The sequence below is a fragment of the Salmonella sp. SA14318 genome, assembly GCF_029866905.1.
GTDB lineage: Bacteria > Pseudomonadota > Gammaproteobacteria > Enterobacterales > Enterobacteriaceae > Salmonella > Salmonella enterica.
The window spans coordinates 580,290-605,533 of the sequence record NZ_CP123282.1; the positions used below are offsets into that span (position 1 = coordinate 580,290).

Genomic DNA, 25,244 nt, shown 5'->3' on the forward strand with positions numbered 1-25,244 from the left:
TAACCGGCAGATTTCAGACGTAAGGTTTGAAAGAAACTGGATATAGAGTATCCTGACGCTGTTTTTAACACAGTTGTAATAAGAGGTTAATCCCTTGAGTGACATGGCGAAAAACCTAATACTCTGGCTGGTCATTGCCGTTGTGCTGATGTCAGTATTCCAGAGCTTTGGGCCCAGCGAGTCTAATGGCCGTAAGGTGGATTACTCTACCTTCCTGCAAGAGGTCAATCAGGACCAGGTTCGCGAAGCGCGTATCAACGGACGTGAGATCAACGTTACCAAGAAAGATAGTAACCGTTACACGACTTACATTCCGATTAATGATCCGAAGCTGCTTGATAACCTGCTGACTAAAAACGTCAAGGTTGTTGGCGAACCACCTGAAGAGCCAAGCCTGCTGGCTTCTATCTTCATTTCCTGGTTCCCGATGCTGTTGCTGATCGGCGTCTGGATCTTCTTCATGCGTCAGATGCAGGGCGGCGGTGGCAAAGGCGCCATGTCGTTCGGTAAGAGCAAGGCGCGTATGCTGACGGAAGATCAGATCAAAACCACGTTTGCTGACGTCGCGGGTTGTGACGAAGCGAAAGAAGAAGTGGCGGAACTGGTTGAATACCTGCGTGAACCGAGCCGTTTCCAGAAGCTGGGCGGTAAAATTCCGAAAGGCGTCCTGATGGTCGGCCCGCCGGGTACCGGTAAAACCCTGCTGGCAAAAGCCATTGCGGGTGAAGCGAAGGTGCCATTCTTTACGATTTCCGGTTCTGACTTTGTGGAAATGTTCGTCGGTGTCGGCGCGTCTCGAGTGCGTGACATGTTCGAACAGGCCAAGAAAGCGGCGCCGTGCATTATCTTCATCGATGAAATCGACGCCGTAGGTCGCCAGCGTGGCGCTGGTCTGGGCGGCGGTCACGATGAACGTGAGCAGACGTTGAACCAGATGCTGGTTGAGATGGACGGCTTCGAAGGTAACGAAGGTATCATCGTTATCGCGGCAACTAACCGTCCGGACGTTCTGGACCCGGCGCTGCTGCGTCCTGGCCGTTTCGACCGTCAGGTGGTGGTAGGCCTGCCGGATGTTCGCGGTCGTGAGCAGATTCTGAAGGTGCATATGCGTCGCGTACCGTTAGCGACGGACATTGATGCGGCGATCATTGCGCGCGGTACGCCGGGCTTCTCCGGTGCGGACCTGGCGAACCTGGTGAACGAAGCGGCGCTGTTTGCCGCACGCGGCAACAAGCGCGTTGTGTCGATGGTTGAGTTCGAGAAAGCGAAAGACAAAATCATGATGGGCGCCGAACGTCGCTCCATGGTGATGACGGAAGCGCAGAAAGAGTCGACCGCGTACCACGAAGCGGGCCACGCGATTATCGGTCGCCTGGTGCCGGAACACGATCCGGTGCACAAAGTGACGATTATCCCGCGTGGTCGTGCGCTGGGCGTGACCTTCTTCCTGCCTGAAGGCGACGCGATCAGCGCCAGCCGTCAGAAGCTGGAAAGCCAAATCAGCACGCTGTACGGCGGCCGTCTGGCGGAAGAGATTATCTACGGCGTTGAGCATGTTTCCACCGGCGCGTCGAACGACATTAAAGTCGCGACTAACCTGGCGCGTAACATGGTCACCCAGTGGGGCTTCTCGGAGAAACTCGGTCCGTTGCTGTATGCGGAAGAAGAGGGCGAAGTGTTCCTCGGCCGTAGCGTCGCAAAAGCGAAACATATGTCTGATGAAACTGCGCGTATCATCGACCAGGAAGTGAAAGCGCTGATTGAACGTAACTACAATCGCGCTCGTCAGATCCTGACTGACAATATGGATATTCTGCACGCGATGAAAGATGCGCTGATGAAATATGAAACCATCGATGCGCCGCAGATTGATGACCTGATGGCGCGTCGTGAAGTGCGTCCGCCTGCGGGCTGGGAAGATCCAAACGGCACCAATAACTCTGACAGCAATGGTACGCCTCAGGCGCCGCGTCCGGTTGATGAACCACGCACGCCGAACCCGGGCAACACGATGTCAGAGCAGCTGGGCGACAAATAAGCATTTGTTGTACAACATTATGTTTAGCGCTCACCGAAACCCTGGGGCTTGCCCCGGGGTTTTTCTTTTTTAACTCACCATAAATAAAACAGGGATTTTGACCATGAAACTCTTCGCTCAGGGCGCCACGCTCGATCTCACTCATCCGCATGTTATGGGTATCCTGAACGTAACGCCGGATTCGTTCTCCGACGGCGGCGCGCATAACACGCTGATTGAGGCGGTGAAACATGCGAATTTAATGGTGAATGCCGGGGCGACAATTATTGATGTGGGGGGGGAATCAACGCGACCAGGCGCGGCGGAAGTGAGCGTGGAAGAAGAGCTGGATCGCGTTATTCCGGTACTGGAAGCAATCGCGCAACGTTTTGAAGTGTGGATTTCTGTGGATACCTCTAAACCCGAGGTGATCCGTGAAGCGGTAAGGGCGGGCGCGCATATTATCAATGATGTCCGTTCGCTCTCCGAGCCCGGCGCGTTGGAAGCGGCAGCGGAAACCGGCTTGCCGGTCAGTCTTATGCACATGCAGGGCAACCCCAAAACCATGCAGGAGGCGCCGAAATATGACGATGTCTTTGCCGAGGTGAATCGCTACTTTATTGAGCAAATAGCACGTTGTGAGAAGGCCGGCATCGCAAAAGAGAAATTGTTGCTCGACCCCGGATTCGGTTTCGGTAAAAATCTCTCTCACAATTATACCTTACTGGCGCGACTGGGTGAGTTTCATCATTTTAACCTGCCGCTGCTGGTGGGCATGTCACGTAAAACGATGGTTGGTCAGTTACTTAACGTGGGACCATCAGACCGTCTGAACGGCAGCCTTGCGTGCGCGGTAATTGCCGCGATGCAGGGCGCGCAGATCATTCGCGTCCATGACGTCAAAGAAACCGTAGAGGCGATGCGGGTGGTAGAAGCCACTCTGTCTGCAAAGGGAAACAAACGCTATGAGTAATCGTAAATATTTCGGTACCGATGGGATTCGCGGACGTGTAGGCAATGCCCCCATTACACCTGATTTCGTGCTTAAACTGGGTTGGGCTGCCGGAAAAGTGCTGGCGCGTCATGGCTCGCGTAAAATCATTATCGGTAAAGATACGCGTATTTCCGGCTATATGCTGGAGTCCGCGCTGGAGGCGGGCCTTGCCGCTGCGGGGCTGTCGGCCTCGTTTACCGGACCTATGCCAACGCCAGCCGTCGCCTATCTGACGCGGACTTTCCGCGCGGAGGCGGGTATCGTTATCTCGGCTTCGCATAACCCGTTCTATGATAACGGCATTAAATTCTTCTCTATCGACGGTACGAAACTGCCTGACGATGTGGAAGAAGCCATCGAAGCCGAAATGGAAAAAGAGATCACCTGCGTAGACTCCGCCGAGCTGGGTAAAGCCAGCCGCATCGTCGACGCCGCCGGACGCTATATCGAGTTCTGTAAAGGCACCTTCCCGAACGAACTGAGCCTCAATGGCCTGAAAGTGGTTGTAGATTGCGCCAACGGCGCTACCTACCATATCGCGCCGAATGTGCTGCGCGAGCTGGGCGCGACCGTTATCGCCATCGGCTGTGAGCCAAACGGCGTCAACATTAACGAAGAAGTGGGCGCGACCGACGTGCGCGCGTTGCAGGCGCGCGTGTTGGCGGAGAAGGCGGACCTCGGCATCGCGCTTGACGGCGACGGCGACCGGGTCATCATGGTTGACCATGAAGGCAATAAAGTCGATGGCGATCAGATCATGTATATCATCGCGCGCGAAGGGCTGCGCCAGGGGCAACTGCGCGGCGGCGCGGTGGGGACGCTGATGAGCAATATGGGGCTGGAGCTGGCGCTCAAGCAGCTTGGCATTCCGTTTGCCCGGGCGAAAGTGGGCGACCGCTACGTGCTGGAAAAATTGCAGGAAAAAGGCTGGCGCATCGGCGCGGAAAACTCTGGTCACGTTATTCTGTTGGATAAAACGACCACTGGCGACGGTATTGTAGCGGGGCTACAAGTTCTGGCGGCGATGGTGCGTAATCATATGAGTCTGCACGATCTGTGCAGCGGTATGAAAATGTTCCCGCAGATTCTGGTTAACGTGCGTTACACCGCCGGTAGCGGCGATCCGCTGGAAAATGAAGCGGTGAAAGCGGTAACGGCAGACGTAGAAGCCACGCTCGGCAATCGTGGGCGGGTACTGCTACGTAAATCCGGTACCGAACCGCTGATTCGCGTGATGGTGGAAGGCGAGGATGAAGCGCAGGTTACGGCATTCGCCCATCGTATCGCGGATGCGGTAAAAGCCGTTTAAGCGTTTAAGTGACTAAAAAGGCGGCGGTTGCCGCCTTACTGCCCGCAAAAAACAACGCTTTTGCTGTTTTTTTCCGCAGTTGATACAATGCGCTTAAATTGCCCTTGCGAAGGTCATTCGCTTTGGTTAGTATTCACACCCGCTTCAGTGGGAAACAGTAAAAATCCCGCTTTATTGGTAGAAGCATTGGTACGCGGCAACTCCGCAAGGAACAGGTTGATTATGTACGAAGCTCTTTTAGTTGTTTTCCTTATTGTGGCAATTGGCCTTGTAGGTCTGATCATGCTGCAGCAAGGTAAAGGCGCTGATATGGGAGCCTCCTTCGGAGCAGGCGCTTCCGCTACGCTATTTGGTTCAAGTGGTTCTGGTAACTTCATGACCCGAATGACGGCGGTATTGGCGACGCTGTTCTTCATCATCAGTCTGGTGTTGGGTAATATCAATAGCAATAAAACCAATAAAGGAAGCGAGTGGGAAAATCTGAGCGCGCCGGCGAAGACCGAGCAGACTCAACCTGCTGCACCGGCCCAGCCGACCAGCGATATCCCGCGCTAATAGCAGTATCCGTGCCGAGGTGGTGGAATTGGTAGACACGCTACCTTGAGGTGGTAGTGCCCAATAGGGCTTACGGGTTCAAGTCCCGTCCTCGGTACCAATATTCCGAAAGAAAGACGCTGAAAAGCGTCTTTTTTTTCGTCTGTTGAAACTGCTCTCAGAGAGGAGGTTGAAGCACGCTTACACGCGTCCCTGGCATGGCCCCGTCAATACGTTGAGATAGCCCTCTATACATACTCATGTATGTCCTCTCTGGTGATCTCCCTGCGTCAGGTTCACTCCACCGATTACGAGATCATCTCCGTTCATTGAAGACGGTAGTTGCTCAGCTATAATCTGAAATGCTTGTATCTGTTATCCCCCTCCATATCTTTTGCTCAAGTAGTTTTATCTAATCTTCCTTTGCACTGAGCCGAATATCTAAGGAAGAGATTAATGAGTTTATTTTTCGATCGTGCTGGATTGATTGCCGAATTGCGCACATCCAATTTGAGCTCTGCTATTCAGGAGAAAGTCGTGCAACAGGCACGTGCTGCTATTGCATTTAAACGTTGTCTGCGGGATATGGAAACAGTAAAGGTGGGGGCATCGCGGTTGGGCGGTCTACCCGACTGGCCATTAGGACAAAACTGGCCTATACGAAAAAAATCGGTTAATGCCACATCTCGCGTGCTAAAGCTGAAAGCTGAAAAAACGCGAAATGCCATGTTTGTTCATGAAATGAAAATGAGTTATGAGCTGCTCAATGAAGGGCGTAAGCTGCTTGGGCAGCCAGCGGAAGATTTTGACGAGGAGAGGTGTCGGTTGGTGCAGCAACGGTTATTAACCGAAATTGACATCCGCATAGAGAATCAGTTGGTTGATTTTCCGCTTGCTTTCGTTGCCCAACTAAATTTGAGTGACCTGGCGTTACTCCCAGGGTTTGATCCACTGCTTCCCAGGCGGGGGTTATTGAGCTTCTTTGTCGATGTTACCTGGGAAGATCGGCAGCCCTTTGTTTTCTGGCACGATGTTGAGGTAGATGCATTAAGCACGCTACCTGTGCCAGATGACTTGCTGGCTTTTTACAATAAGATTGAATTTCGTGAACCATGGCAATTGTGTACACAGGTTGAGTGCCTGGAACCTCTTTCCGTTATCAGTGTTCCGTCAGTCTGCGAGGGATTAAGCGTTACGCAGCAGAAAGCGTATGAATCATGGTATGACGCGTTAAGTGATTACGAACAGGATAACCCGTATCGAGTTGATGCCTGCTATTCCGGCGATCTTCTGGGAGGGTGGACAATTCCTCTCCAACGTAGTGTGGAAGATGAACTGAATCAAAATGATACAAGATGGCGACAGCTTTTTAGCTGGGATGAAGAAATTCATTCTACAACAGCATTACTGGCTGTCGCTGGGCCGGATTTTGGCGGGGGCATTGACTATATAATGATGACTGAAAAAGACATGGCTGCACAATGCTTTGACAGGGTGCGAAATGTTGTCCAGTTAGATTAACCGGCAAATCAGCCATTTGCATCAACCTGGGGTGATGTTCATAAAAAAGGCCGCTTTCGCGGCCTGTTGCATCAACGACGCGGGCTTATTTGCCTTTGTTTTCCAGATTCTCAACCTGCGGCAGACCGGTCGCGGAAGAGGCGGTTAACAGACCCGCTTTCGCGTAGCCGAACAGTTTCTCGCGGGTATCGGTAATGTCCAGATTACGCATGGTCAGCTGGCCAATACGATCGTCCGGTGAGAATACGGACTCGCCTTTCTCCATGGTCAGACGCTCAGCCTTATAGGTCAGGTTGTCTGACACGGTGTTCAGGATGGAGTAGTCGTTGCCGCGACGCAGCTCCAACGTCACTTCACCGGTAATCTGGCTGGCGACCCAACGTTGCAGGCCATCACGCAGCATCAGCGCCTGCGAGTCGAACCAGCGGCCCTGATACAGCAGTTTGCCCAACTGACGACCATGAGAGTGATATTGCTCAATGGTGTCTTCGTTGTGAATACCGGTCAACAGACGCTCGTAAGCGATGTGCAGCAGTGCCATTCCGGGGGCTTCATAAATACCGCGGCTTTTTGCTTCAATGATGCGGTTTTCAATTTGGTCGCTCATACCCAGGCCGTGACGGCCGCCGATGCGGTTCGCTTCCAGCATCATCTCAACATCATCGCTGAAGGTTTTACCGTTCAGGGCAACAGGGTGACCCTGCTCGAAGCTGACGGTCACAACTTCTGCCGGGATCTTCACGCTCTCGTCCCAGAACTTCACGCCCATAATCGGGTTGACGATCTTGACGCTGGAGTTAAGAAACTCCAGATCTTTCGCTTCATGCGTGGCGCCGAGCATGTTGGAGTCGGTGGAGTAGGCTTTTTCGACTGACATCTTATAGTCGAAACCGCAGGCAATCATAAATTCAGACATCTCATGGCGACCACCCAGCTCATCGATAAAGTCGGTATCCAGCCACGGTTTGTAAATCTGTAATTCAGCATTCGTCAGCAGGCCGTAACGATAGAAACGTTCAATATCGTTGCCTTTATAGGTACTGCCGTCGCCCCAGATATTCACGCCGTCTTCTTTCATCGCGGCGACCAGCATCGTGCCGGTTACGGCACGGCCCAGCGGCGTGGTATTGAAATAGGTCAGCCCGCCAGTCGTATTATGGAAAGCGCCGCACTGAATCGCTGCGATCCCTTCTGCAACCAACTGCTTGCGGCAATCAATCAGGCGAGCATTCTCTGCGCCATACTCCATTGCGCGACGAGGAATGGCGTCATAGTCATCCTCATCCGGTTGTCCCAGATTCGCAGTATAGGCATATGGGACAGCTCCTTTTTGTCGCATCCACAGCAGTGCGGCGCTGGTGTCCAGACCGCCGGAAAAAGCGATACCAATACGTTGACCTGCTGGAAGATGCTTAAGAATCGTCGTCATAGAATAGAACCCTGCTTGATTGACTGATAATGAGATCGGTTTCTGCTTTAGTGCATTTTTATGCAAAATAAATGAGTTTTCATTTAATCATCTTTTAGCAGAGACAGGAAGCGTTTAGTGAAGGTTTACTGAAATAACGTTGTGAAATGCGTGTATAAGCCGGAGAGGTGGGATGAGTATAACGAAGAGTGATATTCATTCATCTGCATATTGGGAATAGGGTTGACATAACTCATGCCTGGTCACTATACTGTGCGCAGATTTTACGTCCCGTCCTCGGTACCAAATCCCAGCAGTATTTGCAAATTTTGCCCAAAACGAGTAGAATTTGCCACGTTTCAGGCGCGGGGTGGAGCAGCCTGGTAGCTCGTCGGGCTCATAACCCGAAGGTCGTCGGTTCAAATCCGGCCCCCGCAACCACTTTCCCTTAGAGTTCTTTTTCAAATATACTGTGAAGATTATGTCCTTCGTAGCTGGATTTGAAAAAAATTCTTTCGGAAGGTACACCAGACCGCCGTTGCGGTTATAGGGTTCAGTTATCTAAAGCCCCGATTTATCGGGGTTTTTTGTTATCTGACTACAGAATAACTGGGCTTTAGGCCCTTTTTTTATGTCTTGGGGGTGGGCTTGTCCACATTAGAGCAAAAATTAACAGAGATGATTACAGCGCCAGTTGAAGCCTTAGGCTACGAGCTGGTCGGCATCGAATTTATTCGCGGTCGCACATCCACACTGCGCATCTATATTGATAGTGAAGATGGCATCAATGTTGATGATTGTGCTGATGTGAGCCACCAGGTAAGCGCGGTGCTGGACGTTGAAGATCCTATCTCCGTGGCTTACAACCTTGAAGTCTCGTCACCGGGTCTCGACCGTCCTATGTTCACTGCTGATCATTATGCGCGTTTCCAGGGTGAAGAAGTTGCGCTGGTTCTTCGCATGGCGGTACAGAACCGTCGCAAGTGGCAGGGCATTATCAAAGCGGTGGACGGTGAAATGATTACCGTCACAGTCGAAGGCAAAGATGAAGTGTTCGCGCTGAGTAATATCCAGAAGGCGAACCTGGTTCCCCACTTTTAACAGTCTGGATGAGGTGAAAAGCCCGCGATGAACAAAGAAATTTTGGCTGTTGTTGAAGCCGTCTCCAACGAAAAAGCGCTGCCACGCGAAAAAATTTTTGAAGCGCTGGAAAGTGCGCTGGCGACAGCAACAAAGAAAAAATATGAGCAGGAGATCGATGTTCGTGTAGAAATCGATCGTAAAAGCGGTGATTTTGATACTTTCCGCCGTTGGTTGATCGTTGAAGAAGTGACCATGCCGACGAAGGAAATTACGCTGGAAGCGGCGCGTTTTGAAGACGAAAGCCTGAATGTCGGCGACTATGTTGAAGATCAGATTGAATCTGTCACCTTTGACCGTATCACCACGCAGACTGCGAAACAGGTTATCGTACAGAAGGTCCGTGAAGCTGAACGCGCGATGGTTGTCGATCAGTTCCGCGACCAGGAAGGCGAAATCGTCACTGGCGTGGTGAAGAAAGTGAACCGCGACAATATCTCTCTGGAAATTAAATCCGAAGGGATGGCCGGTAACGCTGAAGCAGTGATTCTGCGTGAAGATATGCTGCCGCGCGAAAACTTCCGTCCTGGCGACCGTATTCGCGGCGTGCTGTATGCTGTTCGCCCGGAAGCGCGTGGCGCGCAGCTGTTCGTCACCCGTTCCAAGCCGGAAATGCTGATCGAACTGTTCCGCATCGAAGTGCCGGAAATCGGCGAAGAAGTGATTGAAATTAAAGCGGCGGCTCGCGATCCGGGCTCTCGTGCGAAAATCGCAGTGAAAACCAACGATAAACGTATCGATCCGGTCGGCGCTTGCGTGGGGATGCGCGGCGCGCGCGTTCAGGCGGTCTCTACCGAACTGGGCGGTGAGCGTATCGATATCGTGCTGTGGGATGATAACCCGGCGCAGTTCGTCATTAATGCGATGGCGCCGGCAGACGTCGCGTCTATCGTGGTGGACGAAGATAAACATACCATGGATATCGCCGTTGAAGCCGGTAATCTGGCGCAGGCGATCGGACGTAATGGTCAGAACGTCCGCCTGGCTTCGCAATTGAGCGGCTGGGAACTCAACGTAATGACCGTTGATGACTTGCAGGCTAAACATCAGGCTGAAGCACATGCCGCTATCGAGATCTTTACTAAATATCTTGATATTGATGAAGAGTTCGCGACCGTTCTGGTAGAAGAAGGTTTCTCCACGCTCGAAGAACTGGCCTATGTGCCAATGAAAGAACTGCTGGAAATTGACGGCCTTGATGAGCCGACCGTTGAAGCACTGCGCGAGCGTGCTAAAAACGCACTGGCCACTCTGGCGCAGGACCAGGAAGCAAGCCTCGGTGATAACAAACCGGCTGACGATCTGCTGAATCTGGAAGGATTAGATCGCGATATGGCTTTCAAACTGGCGGCTCGTGGTGTTTGTACGCTGGAAGATCTCGCCGACCAGGGCATTGATGATCTGGCTGATATCGAAGGGTTGACCGACGAAAAAGCCGGTGAGCTGATTATGGCTGCCCGTAATATTTGCTGGTTCGGCGACGAAGCGTAATAAACTGTAGCAGGAAGGAACAGCATGACAGATGTAACCCTAAAAGCGCTGGCCGCAGAGAGACAGGTTTCCGTGGATCGCCTGGTACAGCAGTTTGCTGATGCAGGTATCCGGAAATCTGCTGACGACTCTGTGTCCGCACAAGAAAAACAGACTTTACTGGCGCACCTGAACCGCGAAGCGGTTTCTGGTCCCGATAAACTGACGCTGCAGCGTAAAACGCGCAGCACCCTGAATATTCCTGGTACCGGTGGAAAAAGTAAATCGGTACAAATCGAAGTCCGCAAGAAGCGCACCTTTGTGAAACGCGATCCGCAAGAGGCTGAACGCCTGGCCGCGGAAGAGCAGGCGCAGCGTGAAGCGGAAGAGCAAGCCCGTCGTGAGGCAGAAGAACAGGCCAAACGCGAGGCGCAACAAAAAGCTGAACGCGAGGCCGCAGAACAAGCTAAGCGTGAAGCCGCTGAAAAAGCGAAACGTGAAGCTGCGGAAAAAGACAAAGTGAGCAATCAACAGACTGACGATATGACCAAAACCGCCCAGGCCGAAAAAGCCCGCCGTGAGAATGAAGCTGCAGAGCTGAAGCGTAAAGCGGAAGAAGAAGCACGTCGCAAACTCGAAGAAGAAGCGCGTCGTGTAGCAGAAGAAGCTCGCCGCATGGCGGAAGAAAACAAATGGACCGCAACGCCTGAGCCAGTAGAAGACACCAGTGACTATCATGTCACCACTTCTCAGCACGCTCGCCAGGCCGAAGACGAAAATGATCGTGAAGTTGAAGGCGGTCGTGGTCGTGGCCGTAATGCAAAAGCGGCGCGTCCGGCGAAAAAAGGCAAACATGCCGAATCCAAAGCCGATCGCGAAGAAGCTCGTGCTGCGGTTCGCGGCGGTAAAGGCGGCAAGCGTAAAGGGTCTTCTTTACAGCAAGGCTTCCAGAAGCCCGCTCAGGCCGTTAACCGCGACGTGGTGATCGGTGAAACCATCACCGTTGGCGAACTGGCGAACAAGATGGCGGTGAAAGGTTCTCAGGTCATCAAAGCGATGATGAAGCTGGGCGCCATGGCCACCATCAACCAGGTCATCGACCAGGAAACCGCACAGCTGGTTGCCGAAGAGATGGGCCACAAAGTTATCCTGCGTCGTGAAAACGAACTGGAAGAAGCGGTAATGAGCGACCGTGATACCGGCGCTGCGGCTGAACCGCGCGCACCGGTTGTGACCATCATGGGCCACGTTGACCACGGTAAAACCTCTCTGCTGGACTACATTCGTTCCACGAAAGTAGCCTCTGGCGAAGCGGGCGGCATTACCCAGCACATCGGTGCTTACCACGTTGAAACTGACAACGGGATGATCACCTTCCTGGACACCCCGGGTCACGCCGCATTTACTTCTATGCGTGCTCGTGGTGCGCAGGCAACGGATATCGTGGTTCTGGTGGTAGCGGCAGACGACGGCGTGATGCCGCAGACTATCGAAGCTATCCAGCACGCGAAAGCGGCAGGTGTGCCGGTCGTGGTTGCGGTGAACAAAATCGATAAGCCGGAAGCCGATCCGGATCGCGTTAAGAACGAACTGTCCCAGTACGGCATTCTGCCGGAAGAGTGGGGCGGTGAAAGCCAGTTCGTTCACGTGTCTGCGAAAGCGGGTACCGGTATTGACGAACTGCTGGACGCTATCCTGCTGCAGGCCGAAGTTCTGGAGCTGAAAGCGGTACGCAAAGGTATGGCGAGCGGCGCGGTGATCGAATCCTTCCTGGATAAAGGTCGTGGTCCGGTGGCTACCGTGCTGGTTCGTGAAGGTACGCTGCATAAGGGCGATATCGTGCTGTGTGGCTTCGAATACGGCCGCGTGCGTGCGATGCGTAACGAACTGGGTCAGGAAGTGCTGGAAGCGGGTCCGTCCATTCCGGTGGAAATCCTCGGCCTGTCCGGCGTTCCGGCTGCGGGTGACGAAGTGACCGTCGTTCGCGACGAGAAGAAAGCCCGTGAAGTTGCTCTGTATCGTCAGGGTAAATTCCGTGAAGTTAAACTGGCGCGTCAGCAGAAATCTAAACTCGAGAACATGTTCGCCAACATGACCGAAGGCGAAGTTCACGAAGTGAACATCGTGCTGAAGGCCGACGTACAGGGTTCTGTGGAAGCGATCTCCGACTCCTTGCTGAAACTGTCTACCGACGAAGTGAAAGTGAAGATCATCGGTTCTGGCGTAGGTGGTATCACCGAAACCGACGCGACCCTGGCTGCGGCGTCCAACGCCATTCTGGTGGGCTTCAACGTTCGTGCCGATGCCTCTGCGCGTAAAGTGATCGAATCTGAAAGCCTGGATCTGCGTTACTACTCCGTCATCTATAACCTGATCGACGAAGTGAAAGCGGCGATGAGCGGCATGCTGTCTCCGGAACTGAAACAGCAGATCATCGGTCTGGCTGAAGTGCGCGATGTGTTCAAATCGCCGAAATTCGGCGCGATCGCGGGCTGTATGGTTACCGAAGGTACGATTAAACGCCATAACCCAATCCGCGTTCTGCGCGACAACGTGGTTATCTATGAAGGCGAGCTGGAATCCCTGCGCCGCTTCAAAGATGACGTTAACGAAGTCCGTAACGGCATGGAATGTGGTATCGGCGTGAAGAACTACAACGACGTTCGCGTTGGCGATATGATTGAAGTATTCGAAATTATCGAGATCCAACGTACCATCGCTTAATCTTCGTCGTCTTTTGGGCCGCAACGGCGTTGGCTGCGCTCGCTCACCCCGGTCACATAGTTATCTATGCTCCCGGGGATTTACGAGCTTGCCGCCTTGTTGCAATCCAAAATCCTTAGAAGATGATTAGGCGTAGGCCGGGTAAGCGAAGCGCCACCCGGCAAGAAATTGAAAAAGGGGCTTATGGCCCCTTTTTTGTCTTTATTCTGGAGAATTTATTATGGCGAAAGAATTTGGTCGCCCTCAGCGCGTAGCGCAAGAGATGCAGAAAGAGATCGCAATCATCCTGCAGCGCGAAATTAAAGACCCGCGCCTGGGCATGATGACTACCGTCTCCGGTGTCGAAATGTCCCGCGATCTGGCATACGCCAAAGTATTCGTGACGTTCCTCAACGATCAGGACGAAGCGGCTGTGAAAAACGGCATTAAGGCCCTGCAGGAAGCGTCTGGTTTCATCCGCAGCTTGCTGGGTAAAGCGATGCGTCTGCGCATCGTGCCGGAACTGACCTTCTTCTACGACAACTCGCTGGTGGAAGGGATGCGTATGTCCAACCTGGTGACTAACGTGGTGAAACATGACGAAGAACGTCGTGTGAACCCGGACGACAGCAAGGAGGACTGATGAGTCGTCCTCGTCGTCGTGGCCGCGACATTCACGGCGTTCTGCTGCTGGACAAGCCGCAGGGTATGTCCAGCAATGACGTGCTGCAGAAAGTTAAGCGCATCTACAATGCTAACCGCGCCGGGCATACCGGCGCGCTGGACCCGCTGGCGACCGGCATGTTGCCGATTTGCCTCGGCGAAGCGACAAAATTTTCGCAGTACCTGCTGGATTCTGACAAACGCTATCGTGTTATTGCCCGTCTGGGGCAGCGCACGGATACCTCTGACGCCGATGGTCAAATCGTGCAGGAGCGTCCGGTGACTTTCAGCGCTGAGCAGCTTGCGAGCGCGCTGGAGACCTTTCGTGGGGATATCGAACAGATTCCCTCGATGTATTCGGCGCTGAAGTATCAGGGCAAGAAGCTGTACGAATATGCCCGCCAGGGTATCGAAGTGCCGCGCGAAGCCCGCCCGATTACCGTCTATGAGCTGCTGTTTATTCGCCATGAAGGTAACGAGCTGGAGCTGGAAGTTCATTGCTCCAAAGGCACCTATATTCGTACCATTATTGATGATTTAGGTGAGAAACTGGGCTGTGGCGCGCACGTAACCTACCTGCGTCGTCTGACGGTCAGCAAGTATCCGGTGGATCGTATGGTGACGCTGGAGCACTTGCGCGAGCTGGTAGCACAGGCGGAGCAGCAGGGCGTTCCGGCGGCGCAGTTGCTCGATCCATTATTGATGCCAATGGACAGTCCAGCTTCGGACTATCCTGTTGTTAATCTGCCGTTAACATCTTCGGTATACTTCAAAAATGGCAACCCGGTTCGTACCACGGGCGCACCGTTGAAGGGACTGGTTCGTGTGACGGAAGGTGAAGACGATAAATTTATCGGTATGGGCGAAATTGACGACGAAGGCCGTGTCGCGCCTCGTCGGCTGGTAGTAGAGTACCCGGCGTAATGTCGCTTCGTCTTGCGATAAGAGAGCGCTGCGAGTAGAATACTGCCGCTTAACGTCGCGTAAATTATTTAACAGTTTACGCGGCGTACACTGGGATCGCTGAATTAGAGATCGGCGTCCTCTCATTCTTAAATACTTTGGAGTTTTAAAATGTCTCTAAGTACTGAAGCTACAGCTAAAATCGTTTCTGAGTTCGGTCGTGACGCAAACGACACCGGTTCTACCGATGTTCAGGTTGCTCTGTTGACTGCACAGATTAACCACCTGCAGGGTCACTTTGCAGAGCATAAAAAAGATCACCACAGCCGTCGTGGTCTGCTGCGTATGGTTTCTCAGCGTCGTAAACTGCTCGACTACCTGAAACGTAAAGATGTTGCACGCTACACCGCGCTGATTGAGCGTCTGGGTCTGCGTCGCTAATTCTTTCGAGTTTCAGAAAGAGGGGGCCTTCATGGCCCCTTTTTTCCAGCAGATGGCAGCAATTCGCTGGAAACTAATGTATTGTTGCTATGAATGATCTTCCGTTGCAGAGGTTCGCGCGGCTAATGAGAGGCTTTACCCATATCAGGGTTAGGGTTGTCATTAGTCGCGAGGATGCGCAGAAGATCGGGTATTAACGACGGCGCGTATTATGCCGTCAAAAATTGGAAAGGATATTATTTTGCTTAATCCGATCGTTCGTAAATTCCAGTACGGTCAGCATACCGTTACGCTGGAAACTGGCATGATGGCGCGTCAGGCCACTGCCGCTGTTATGGTAAGCATGGATGACACCGCCGTATTCGTTACCGTTGTCGGCCAGAAAAAAGCCAAGCCAGGCCAGGACTTCTTCCCACTGACCGTTAACTATCAGGAGCGTACCTACGCTGCTGGTCGTATCCCGGGCAGCTTCTTCCGTCGTGAAGGCCGTCCAAGCGAAGGCGAAACCCTGATCGCGCGTCTGATTGACCGCCCGGTTCGTCCGCTGTTCCCGGAAGGCTTCGTTAACGAAGTGCAGGTTATTGCGACCGTCGTTTCCGTTAACCCGCAGGTTAACCCGGACATCGTTGCCATGATCGGCGCATCTGCTGCGCTGTCGCTGTCCGGCATTCCGTTCAACGGCCCAATCGGCGCGGCGCGCGTAGGTTACATCAATGACCAGTACGTGCTGAACCCGACCCAGGACGAGCTGAAAGAAAGCAAGCTGGACCTGGTGGTTGCCGGTACCGAAGCGGCTGTGCTGATGGTGGAATCCGAAGCTGAACTGCTGAGCGAAGACACTATGCTGGGCGCGGTGGTATTCGGTCACGAGCAGCAGCAGGTTGTTATCCAGGCGATCAACGATCTGGTGAAAGAAGCCGGCAAACCGCGTTGGGACTGGCAGCCGGAAGCCGTCAACGACGCGTTGAACGCGCGTGTTGCTGCGCTGGCTGAATCTCGTCTGAGCGACGCGTACCGCATCACCGATAAACAAGAACGCTATGCTCAGGTTGACGTAATCAAATCCGAAACCATCGAGCAGCTTATTGCAGAAGATGAAACTCTGGATGCTAACGAGCTGGGCGAAATCCTGCACGCTATCGAGAAAAACGTGGTGCGTAGCCGCGTACTGGCAGGCGAGCCGCGTATTGATGGCCGTGAAAAAGACATGATCCGTGGTCTGGACGTGCGCACTGGCGTACTGCCGCGTACTCACGGTTCCGCTCTGTTTACCCGTGGTGAAACGCAGGCGCTGGTTACCGCAACTCTGGGTACTGCCCGTGACGCGCAGGTGCTTGATGAACTGATGGGCGAGCGTACTGACAGCTTCCTGTTCCACTACAACTTCCCTCCGTACTCCGTAGGCGAAACCGGCATGGTCGGTTCTCCGAAGCGTCGTGAAATTGGTCACGGTCGTCTGGCGAAGCGCGGCGTGCTGGCAGTGATGCCGGACATGGATAAATTCCCGTACACCGTTCGCGTGGTGTCTGAAATCACCGAATCCAACGGTTCTTCCTCTATGGCTTCCGTGTGCGGCGCTTCTCTGGCGCTGATGGACGCTGGCGTGCCAATTAAAGCCGCCGTAGCAGGTATCGCTATGGGTCTGGTGAAAGAAGGCGACAACTACGTTGTACTGTCTGACATTCTGGGCGACGAAGATCACCTGGGCGATATGGACTTCAAAGTGGCGGGTTCCCGCGACGGTATCTCTGCGCTGCAGATGGATATCAAAATTGAAGGTATCACCAAAGAGATCATGCAGGTTGCGTTGAACCAGGCTAAAGGCGCGCGTCTGCACATCCTGGGCGTGATGGAACAGGCGATCAACGCGCCGCGCGGCGATATCTCTGAATTCGCGCCGCGTATCCATACCATCAAGATCAGCACGGACAAGATCAAAGACGTGATCGGTAAAGGCGGTTCTGTGATCCGCGCGCTGACTGAAGAGACCGGCACCACCATCGAAATTGAAGATGACGGTACTGTGAAGATCGCGGCGACCGACGGTGAAAAAGCGAAATACGCTATCCGTCGTATCGAAGAGATTACCGCGGAGATCGAAGTCGGCCGTATCTACAATGGTAAAGTGACCCGTATCGTTGACTTTGGCGCGTTTGTTGCCATCGGCGGCGGTAAAGAAGGTCTGGTTCACATCTCTCAAATCGCGGATAAGCGTGTAGAGAAAGTGACCGATTATCTGCAGATGGGTCAGGAAGTCCCGGTTAAGGTTCTGGAAGTTGACCGCCAGGGCCGTGTACGTCTGAGCATTAAAGAAGCAACCGAGCAGTCTCAACCTGCGGCTGCGCCGGAAGCTCCGGCGAGCGAACAGGCCGAGTAAGGTAGCCTTTTGCCCTCCGCACTGCGGAGGGCTTTAGACCTGGCTGGACGCCTTGTTGAGCCACCGGGGAACAGGACGTTCATTCAATCGTTGTCTTCGGGAGTGGGAAATGAAGCCTTTTTTGCGCTGGTGTTTCGTTGCGACAGCACTTACGCTTGCAGGATGCAGTAATTCCGCCTGGCGTAAAAGTGAAGTCCTCGCAGTACCATTGCAACCGACTTTACAGCAGGAAGTGATTCTGGCGCGTATGGAACAGATTCTTGCCAGTCGGGCTTTAACCGATGACGAACGCGCACAGCTTTTATATGAGCGCGGAGTGTTGTATGATAGTCTTGGTTTGAGGGCATTAGCGCGAAATGATTTTTCACAAGCGCTGGCAATCAGACCGGATATGCCTGAAGTATTCAATTACTTAGGCATTTATTTAACGCAGGCAGGCAATTTTGATGCTGCCTATGAAGCGTTTGATTCTGTACTAGAGCTTGATCCAACTTACAACTACGCGCACTTAAACCGCGGTATCGCATTGTATTACGGCGGCCGTGATAAGTTAGCGCAAGATGATCTGCTGGCGTTTTATCAAGACGATCCCAATGATCCTTACCGCAGCCTGTGGCTGTATCTTGTTGAGCAGAAGCTTAATGAGAAGCAGGCGAAAGAAGCGTTAAAAGCACGCTTCGAAAAATCGGATAAAGAGCAATGGGGATGGAACATTGTCGAGTTCTACCTGGGCGACATTAGCGAAGCAACGCTGATGGAAAGGCTCAAGGCGGACGCAACGGATAACACCTCGCTCGCTGAGCATCTCAGTGAAACCAACTTCTATTTAGGTAAGTATTACCTAAGTCTGGGGGATTTGGACAGCGCCACGGCTCTGTTCAAACTGGCGGTGGCCAACAACGTTCATAACTTTGTTGAGCACCGATACGCATTGTTGGAATTATCGCTCCTGGGCCAGGACCAAGATGACCTGGCAGAATCGGACCAGCAATAGCTGACGAACATATCAGCCCGTAATCTTTTTGATTGCCATCACCTTCGCGGGTGAGGGCGTTGTTGTTCGTTAATACACCTACTTTGAGCCGGTTCACACTTTTCAATGAAAATTGCAGATCAATTTCATGATGAGTTATGTAGACTGGCCGCCATTAATTTTGAGGCACACGTACTACATGGCTGAATTCGAAACCACTTTTGCAGATCTGGGGCTGAAGGCTCCTATCCTTGAAGCCCTTACCGATCTGGGTTACGAAAAACCATCTCCAATCCAGGCAGAGTGCATTCCGCATCTGCTGGGCGGTCGCGACGTGCTGGGCATGGCCCAGACCGGTAGCGGCAAAACCGCAGCGTTCTCTTTACCGCTGCTCAACAATCTTGATCCTGAGCTGAAGGCACCTCAGATTCTGGTGCTGGCGCCAACCCGCGAACTGGCGGTACAGGTTGCCGAAGCCATGACGGATTTCTCTAAACACATGCGCGGCGTAAACGTGGTTGCCCTGTACGGCGGTCAGCGTTATGACGTGCAGTTACGCGCCCTGCGTCAGGGGCCGCAGATCGTTGTCGGTACGCCGGGACGTCTGCTTGATCACTTAAAACGCGGCACCCTCGACCTCTCTAAACTGAGTGGTCTGGTGCTGGATGAAGCCGACGAAATGCTGCGTATGGGCTTCATCGAAGACGTTGAAACTATTATGGCGCAGATCCCGGAAGGTCATCAGACCGCTCTGTTCTCCGCCACCATGCCGGAAGCGATTCGTCGCATTACCCGCCGCTTTATGAAAGAGCCGCAGGAAGTGCGCATTCAGTCCAGCGTGACTACCCGTCCTGACATCAGCCAGAGCTACTGGACTGTCTGGGGTATGCGTAAAAACGAAGCGCTGGTGCGTTTCCTGGAAGCGGAAGACTTTGATGCGGCGATTATCTTCGTGCGTACCAAAAACGCGACCCTGGAAGTAGCAGAAGCGCTGGAACGTAGCGGCTACAACAGCGCCGCGTTGAATGGCGATATGAACCAGGCGCTGCGTGAGCAGACTCTGGAACGCCTGAAAGATGGTCGTCTGGACATCCTGATCGCCACCGACGTTGCGGCACGTGGTCTGGACGTTGAACGTATCAGCCTGGTGGTGAACTACGATATTCCGATGGACTCCGAGTCCTACGTTCACCGTATCGGTCGTACCGGCCGTGCGGGTCGCGCCGGTCGCGCGCTGCTGTTCGTTGAGAACCGCGAGCGTCGTCTGCTGCGCAACATCGAACGCACCATGAAGCTGACCATTCCGGAAGTGGAACTGCCGAACGCAGAACTGCTGGGTAAACGCCGTCTGGAAAAATTCGCCGCGAAAGTTCAACAGCAACTGGAAAGCAGCGATCTGGATCAGTACCGTGCGCTGCTGGCGAAAATCCAGCCGTCTGCTGAAGGCGAAGAGCTGGATCTCGAAACGCTGGCCGCCGCACTGCTGAAAATGGCGCAGGGCGAGCGTCCGCTGATTCTGCCGCCGGATGCGCCGATGCGTCCTAAGCGTGAATTCCGTGACCGTGACGACCGTGGTCCGCGCGATCGTAATGACCGTGGCCCGCGTGGCGACCGTGAAGAACGTCCGCGTCGTGAACGTCGTGACGTTGGCGATATGCAGTTATACCGCATTGAAGTGGGCCGTGATGACGGCGTTGAAGTTCGTCATATCGTGGGCGCTATCGCTAACGAAGGCGACATCAGCAGCCGTTACATTGGTAACATTAAGCTGTTCGCGTCTCACTCCACCATCGAGCTGCCGAAAGGTATGCCGGGCGAAGTGTTGCAGCACTTCACGCGTACCCGCATTCTGAACAAGCCGATGAATATGCAGCTGTTGGGTGATGCTGTTCCGCACGCGGGCGGCGAACGTCGCGGCGGTGGTCGTAGCTTCAGTGGCGAACGTCGTGAAGGCGGTCGTAATTTCAGCGGCGAACGTCGTGAAGGTGGTCGTGGTGATGGTCGTCGCTTCAGCGGCGAGCGTCGTGAAAGCCGTGGTCCGCGTCGTGATGACTCTACCGGTCGCCGTCGTTTCGGCGGTGATGCGTAACTCTCGCTGACCTGCGCATTCACAGCGTAAAGTAAAATATACAGCCCCGATCGTCACAATCGGGGCTTTTTTTATTTCTTTTGTACTCGTGTACTGGTACAGTGCAACGTATTGAGAGATAGTCACATTATAAATGACTGGAGAGAGAGCTGAATGGCAACACTTACCACTACCCAAACGTCACCTTCGCTGCTTGGCGGCGTGGTGATTATCGGCGGCACCATCATTGGCGCGGGGATGTTCTCCCTGCCGGTGGTCATGTCCGGGGCGTGGTTCTTCTGGTCGATGGCGGCGCTGGTCTTTACCTGGTTTTGTATGCTGCACTCCGGGCTGATGATTCTCGAAGCCAACCTTAACTACCGCATTGGTTCGAGTTTCGACACCATCACCAAAGATCTGTTGGGGAAAGGCTGGAACGTGGTCAACGGCATTTCTATTGCCTTTGTGCTCTACATCCTGACTTACGCCTATATTTCGGCGAGCGGCTCAATTCTGCATCATACCTTTGCTGAGATGTCGCTGAACGTTCCGGCGCGAGCGGCAGGTTTTGCCTTTGCGCTGCTGGTGGCGTTTGTGGTGTGGCTGAGTACGAAGGCGGTCAGCCGGATGACGGCGATTGTGCTGGGCGCGAAAGTGATTACTTTCTTCCTGACTTTCGGCAGCCTGTTAGGGCACGTTCAGCCTGCCACGTTGTTTAACGTGGCTGAAAGCCACGCGTCATATACGCCGTACCTGCTGATGACGCTGCCATTTTGTCTGGCCTCTTTTGGTTATCACGGTAACGTACCGAGCCTGATGAAATATTACGGCAAAGATCCGCGCACCATCGTCAAGTGCCTGATTTATGGGACGTTACTGGCGCTAGCGCTCTATTCCGTCTGGCTGCTGGGGACGATGGGCAACATCCCGCGTCCGGAATTTATCGGCATTGCGCAGAAAGGCGGCAATATTGATGTGCTGGTACAGGCGTTGAGCGGCGTGCTGAACAGCCGCAGCCTGGATCTGCTGCTGGTGGTGTTCTCTAACTTTGCGGTCGCCAGTTCCTTCCTCGGCGTCACGCTGGGGCTGTTTGACTATCTGGCGGATCTGTTTGGTTTTGATGACTCGGCAATGGGGCGTTTTAAAACGGCGCTACTGACCTTCGTACCGCCGATTGTCGGTGGCCTGCTGTACCCGAACGGTTTTCTGTACGCCATTGGCTATGCAGGTTTAGCTGCAACTATCTGGGCGGCCATTGTGCCTGCGCTGTTGGCGCGCAAATCTCGCGAACGTTTCGGCAGCCCAAAATTTCGCGTCTGGGGCGGTAAACCGATGATTGCCCTGATTCTGGTCTTCGGTGTCGGCAACGCGGTTATCCATATTCTGTCGAGCTTTAATTTGCTGCCGGTGTACCAGTAACGTTATTGTGCCGGATGGCGGTTGCACCTTATCCGGCCTACTTGATGCTGTAGGCCCGGTAAGCGAAGCGCCACCGGGCAAAACAATGCGCTACCCCAACAGTTCCTGCTTAACATCCATCGCCAAATCAAACGAATGCAGCCGCGCCTGATGATCGAAAATCTGCCCGTTGACCATAATTTCATCCGCCTGGGTCTCCCGCAGGATGGATTCCAGCCCGTGGCGGACTTTCGCTTTATCACCGACCAGCGACATACTCAGCGCCTGTTGCACGCCATACTGCTCGGATGGCGACCAGAAGGTCTCCATATTCTCAATCGGCGGCGGCAGTTGGCCGGTTTCCCCACGGCGTAGCTTCACAAAAGCCTGCTGCATAGAGGTAAACAGGAATTCGGCGTCGCGGTTGCTGTCGGCGGCGATAATATTGATACACACCATCGCGTACGGTTTTTCCAGCCGCGCTGAAGGTTTGAACTGGGTACGGTACAGATGCAGCGCCTGGAACAACATATCCGGCGCGAAATGCGAAGCAAAGGCGAACGGTAGGCCAAGCTGGGCCGCCAACTGTGCGCTATACAGGCTGGAGCCTAGTAGCCAGACCGGGATCTGCTCGCCGTAGCCGGGCACCGGGCGCACATGCGGATTAGGGTCGCGAGCGTCGAACCAGTCCACCAGCTCTGCGACATCGCGTGGAAAGTTATCGATATCGCCGCTCATATGGCGACGCAGCGCGCGCATCGTCGGCTGATCGCTACCCGGCGCGCGTCCCAACCCTAAGTCTATACGTCCCGGGTAGAGCGTATTCAGCGTGCCGAACTGCTCGGCAATTACCAGCGGTGAATGGTTAGGCAGCATCACGCCGCCGGAGCCAAGATGTAATGTTGTGGTATTGGCCGCCAGATAACCAATCAATACCGAGGTCGCCGCGCTGGCGATACCGGTCATGTTGTGATGTTCCGCCAGCCAGTAGCGGTGATAGCCGCGCTTTTCAGCCAGCCGTGCGAGATCAAGCGAGTGCGTGAAGGCTTCTTTTGCCGGAGATCCTTCAGGGATCGGCGCCAGATCCAGCACCGAGAATGGAATAGTTTTGTCAGTCATAACGGCTCACTTTGTTACCGGTTAATCTTTTAATACTGCATTAAAGATTAGCGAATGTTGTTAACAAAGTGAGCTTTATGAGACTGACGGCAAAAACAATGCCCGATGGCGCTGCGCTTATCGGGCCTACGGGATCGCTATTTGTAGGCCGGATAAGGTCTTTATGCCGCCATCCGGCTAGGCCTGCAGCTCCAGCCCGGCCAGACGTTTCCAGTAACCGTTGCAGTCACTATGGGCGGCAAGCGGTAATGGCGCGCCGCCGTTTTCGTTAGCGCGGAAGGCATCAAGCATGGCAAATGTCTCCGTACCCAACGGCGACAGCCGCACGATATCGACCAATCCCTGCATCGACGTCAGTTCGTTGCCAAGGTTATAGACATAGCCGCTCATGGTCTGAATACCGTTAAGCACAAACACCTGCTGATTCTCTTGCGAGAACACGTCACGACCGTTTGGATACTTGATACAGCAGGTTTCGCACTCATCTTTCGGGCGGTCTTCCGAACGGGCGGTAAAGCAGCGAGCGGAGTAGGCCAGCGGCAGATGCCCGTAGCTCAACACTTCCACTTCAAACTGATTGCGGATGCCCAGTTCATCGCACTGATTAAGCAAATTCACCAGCCAGTCGCGGGACAGCTCCACCGGCATACACCAGCGTACCATGCCTTCTTTCAGCAACCGGCGCAGCGTGACCGCGTTGTAGCAATTCAGCGCATGGCCGGCGACAAACGGCAGTTTGCGCTCGGCGCACAGATTCACCACGCCAAGATCGCTGGCTTCCAGCAGAAAATCGCCGTTGTCCACATAGCGTTTCAGCTCGCTTAATTCAGATGACGCCTGTACCAGCGCCAGGGTGGAGAGCGCCACCTGCTTACCGCTGGCGGCGAGGGATTTCGCCATTTCCAGCCAGTCGCCGACTTTGGTCGCGCGACGCTTGCTGCACACCGCTTCGCCCAGATAAATGACGTCAGCGCTGCTTTTTGCGGCCTGCTGATAAAAATCTTCCAGCGTCTCTTTCGGCCAGTAATAAAGCACCGGTCCTAAGGAATATTTCATAGCTCCTCTCACTGCCATTTACGGTGATATGCGCCAAGCGTGGTTTGAGTGCCTTCGGACATCGCGCCGAGCGTCTCCATCCAGTCGCGCTGTGGAACGAAGTTTTGCGGGGCGGCTTTGCAGCGATCGATCGCCTGGCGCCACACTTTCGCCACTTGGCTAACGTAGGCCGGGCTGCGCTGGCGGCCTTCGATCTTCACCGAAGCGATGTTCGCCGCCATGAGCTCCGGCAGCAGTTCCAGCGTGTTCAGGCTGGTTGGCTCCTCCAGCGCGTGATAGCGCTCGCCGTCCACTAAATAGCGGCCTTTGCACAGCGTTGGGTAGCCCGCGTTTTCGCCATCCTGGTAACGGTCAATCAGGACATCATTCAGGCGCGATTCCAGCCCCTGCGGCGTTTGCTGCCAACGGACAAAGCGGGCGGGAGAGCAGGCGCCGACGGTATTGGGTGACTCCCCCGTCAGGTAGGAAGAAAGATAGCAGCGACCTTCCGCCATAATGCACAGGCTGCCAAACGCGAATACCTCCAGCGGCACCGGCGTGACGCGGGCCAGTTGTTTTACCTGGTGAATCGACAGTACACGCGGCAGTACTACGCGGTGGACATCAAAGTTGCGGTGATAAAAGCGAATCGCCTCTTCGTTGGTTGCCGAGGCCTGAACGGAAACATGGCGCTCAATATGTGGGTAACGCTCTGCGGCATATTCCAGCATAGCGAGGTCGGCAAGAATCAGCGCGTCGGCGCCAAGCTGCGCCGCCATATCCACGGCGCGCTGCCAGCGGGCATAGCCGTCCGGATGCGCAAAAGTATTAATGGCGATGTGTAATTTGCGGCGATGCTGGTGAACAAAACTCACCGCTTCCTGCAATTTTTTTTCGGTAAAGTTAAGGCCGGCAAAATGACGGGCATTGGTATCGTCTTTTAACCCGATATAAACGGCGTCAGCGCCGTTTTCGATGGCCGCCTTCAGCGCCGGGAGATTTCCGGCAGGGCAGAGCAGCTCCATAATTTATCCTGAGGGTTACGTCTGAGACGCAAAATTGTTAACGAACAGGGATTTTAGTTAACCTTGCTGCGACAATTTTTGATTTAAGGCAGTTAAAGGCGTATTGGTAACACCAATAATGGGGTAGAAAATCAGACCCAATTGTT

20 protein-coding genes and 2 tRNA genes are annotated in these 25,244 nt (G+C 53.9%); 18 read left to right on the forward strand and 4 right to left on the reverse strand.

The window, feature by feature from the left end; all coding sequences use genetic code 11:
- Window positions 1-103 precede the first annotated feature (103 nt).
- The 6 genes from ftsH (at window position 104) to QEN32_RS02805 (ending at window position 6,375) form a co-directional block, all read left to right on the forward strand.
- Window positions 104-2,038: an ATP-dependent zinc metalloprotease FtsH gene (ftsH, locus tag QEN32_RS02780; protein ID WP_001107481.1), complete on the forward strand. Its 1,935-nt coding sequence runs from the start codon at window positions 104-106 to the stop codon at window positions 2,036-2,038.
- 103 nt (window positions 2,039-2,141) lie between these two features.
- Window positions 2,142-2,990: a dihydropteroate synthase gene (gene folP / locus QEN32_RS02785; RefSeq protein WP_265321925.1), complete on the forward strand. Its 849-nt coding sequence runs from the start codon at window positions 2,142-2,144 to the stop codon at window positions 2,988-2,990.
- Window positions 2,983-4,320, forward strand: coding sequence for a phosphoglucosamine mutase (gene glmM / locus QEN32_RS02790; RefSeq protein WP_000071169.1), 1,338 nt, complete (start codon window positions 2,983-2,985; stop codon window positions 4,318-4,320). The genes folP and glmM overlap by 8 nt, the downstream gene beginning before the upstream one ends.
- A gap of 222 nt (window positions 4,321-4,542) precedes the next feature.
- Window positions 4,543-4,875, forward strand: coding sequence for a preprotein translocase subunit SecG (gene secG / locus QEN32_RS02795; RefSeq protein WP_000272680.1), 333 nt, complete (start codon window positions 4,543-4,545; stop codon window positions 4,873-4,875).
- Window positions 4,876-4,888: 13 nt separating this feature from the next.
- Window positions 4,889-4,975, forward strand: a tRNA-Leu gene (locus QEN32_RS02800).
- 335 nt (window positions 4,976-5,310) lie between these two features.
- The gene (locus QEN32_RS02805) at window positions 5,311-6,375 is read left to right on the forward strand and encodes a YwqG family protein (protein ID WP_265321926.1); all 1,065 of its coding nucleotides are present in this window, start codon (window positions 5,311-5,313) and stop codon (window positions 6,373-6,375) included.
- An 85-nt stretch (window positions 6,376-6,460) separates the two neighbouring features.
- Here the strand turns inward: QEN32_RS02805 and argG are convergent, their stop codons facing one another.
- A complete protein-coding gene (gene argG, locus QEN32_RS02810) occupies window positions 6,461-7,804 on the reverse strand; it encodes an argininosuccinate synthase (RefSeq protein ID WP_265321927.1) in 1,344 nt (447 codons plus the stop codon).
- Between the two features lie 343 nt (window positions 7,805-8,147).
- On the opposite strand from argG, the gene QEN32_RS02815 reads away from it, so the two are divergent.
- From QEN32_RS02815 to mtr, 12 genes are all read left to right on the forward strand, one after another.
- Window positions 8,148-8,224 (forward strand) — tRNA-Met (locus QEN32_RS02815).
- 207 nt (window positions 8,225-8,431) lie between these two features.
- Window positions 8,432-8,884 (forward strand): ribosome maturation factor RimP, encoded by a 453-nt coding sequence (gene rimP, locus QEN32_RS02820; RefSeq protein ID WP_000105461.1) that lies wholly within the window; start codon window positions 8,432-8,434, stop codon window positions 8,882-8,884.
- Window positions 8,885-8,911: 27 nt separating this feature from the next.
- Window positions 8,912-10,414 carry a transcription termination factor NusA gene (gene nusA / locus QEN32_RS02825; protein WP_001031038.1) on the forward strand — a complete coding sequence of 501 codons (1,503 nt, stop codon included), beginning with the start codon at window positions 8,912-8,914 and terminating at the stop codon, window positions 10,412-10,414.
- Window positions 10,415-10,438: 24 nt separating this feature from the next.
- Window positions 10,439-13,117, forward strand: coding sequence for a translation initiation factor IF-2 (gene infB / locus QEN32_RS02830; protein WP_000133064.1), 2,679 nt, complete (start codon window positions 10,439-10,441; stop codon window positions 13,115-13,117).
- Between the two features lie 220 nt (window positions 13,118-13,337).
- A complete protein-coding gene (rbfA, locus tag QEN32_RS02835) occupies window positions 13,338-13,739 on the forward strand; it encodes a 30S ribosome-binding factor RbfA (protein ID WP_001040200.1) in 402 nt (133 codons plus the stop codon).
- Complete coding sequence (truB, locus tag QEN32_RS02840; RefSeq protein WP_000089678.1) at window positions 13,739-14,683, forward strand: tRNA pseudouridine(55) synthase TruB; 945 nt, start codon at window positions 13,739-13,741, stop codon at window positions 14,681-14,683. The genes rbfA and truB overlap by 1 nt, the downstream gene beginning before the upstream one ends.
- Before the next feature lie 150 nt (window positions 14,684-14,833).
- Window positions 14,834-15,103: a 30S ribosomal protein S15 gene (gene rpsO / locus QEN32_RS02845; protein ID WP_000059465.1), complete on the forward strand. Its 270-nt coding sequence runs from the start codon at window positions 14,834-14,836 to the stop codon at window positions 15,101-15,103.
- A gap of 241 nt (window positions 15,104-15,344) precedes the next feature.
- On the forward strand, window positions 15,345-17,480 hold the full coding sequence (gene pnp / locus QEN32_RS02850; protein ID WP_001670767.1) for a polyribonucleotide nucleotidyltransferase: 2,136 nt from the start codon (window positions 15,345-15,347) through the stop codon (window positions 17,478-17,480).
- Window positions 17,481-17,589: 109 nt separating this feature from the next.
- A complete protein-coding gene (nlpI, locus tag QEN32_RS02855) occupies window positions 17,590-18,474 on the forward strand; it encodes a lipoprotein NlpI (RefSeq protein ID WP_000802069.1) in 885 nt (294 codons plus the stop codon).
- Between the two features lie 105 nt (window positions 18,475-18,579).
- The gene (yrbN, locus tag QEN32_RS02860) at window positions 18,580-18,660 is read left to right on the forward strand and encodes a protein YrbN (protein WP_010723222.1); all 81 of its coding nucleotides are present in this window, start codon (window positions 18,580-18,582) and stop codon (window positions 18,658-18,660) included.
- The gene (gene deaD, locus QEN32_RS02865) at window positions 18,653-20,542 is read left to right on the forward strand and encodes an ATP-dependent RNA helicase DeaD (RefSeq protein ID WP_000807248.1); all 1,890 of its coding nucleotides are present in this window, start codon (window positions 18,653-18,655) and stop codon (window positions 20,540-20,542) included. The genes yrbN and deaD overlap by 8 nt, the downstream gene beginning before the upstream one ends.
- 153 nt (window positions 20,543-20,695) lie before the next feature.
- Window positions 20,696-21,940, forward strand: a complete 1,245-nt coding sequence (mtr, locus tag QEN32_RS02870) for a tryptophan permease (RefSeq protein ID WP_023254747.1) — start codon at window positions 20,696-20,698, stop codon at window positions 21,938-21,940.
- 90 nt (window positions 21,941-22,030) lie between these two features.
- Here mtr and QEN32_RS02875 read toward each other — a convergent pair whose 3' ends face one another.
- From QEN32_RS02875 to QEN32_RS02885, 3 genes are all read right to left on the reverse strand, one after another.
- On the reverse strand, window positions 22,031-23,038 hold the full coding sequence (locus QEN32_RS02875) for a luciferase-like monooxygenase (protein WP_265321928.1): 1,008 nt from the start codon (window positions 23,036-23,038) through the stop codon (window positions 22,031-22,033).
- Between the two features lie 177 nt (window positions 23,039-23,215).
- A complete protein-coding gene (locus QEN32_RS02880) occupies window positions 23,216-24,112 on the reverse strand; it encodes a U32 family peptidase (RefSeq protein WP_077905270.1) in 897 nt (298 codons plus the stop codon).
- The gene (locus QEN32_RS02885) at window positions 24,103-25,098 is read right to left on the reverse strand and encodes a peptidase U32 family protein (protein ID WP_000421309.1); all 996 of its coding nucleotides are present in this window, start codon (window positions 25,096-25,098) and stop codon (window positions 24,103-24,105) included. Before QEN32_RS02885 ends, QEN32_RS02880 begins: the two co-directional genes overlap by 10 nt.
- Window positions 25,099-25,244 lie beyond the last annotated feature (146 nt).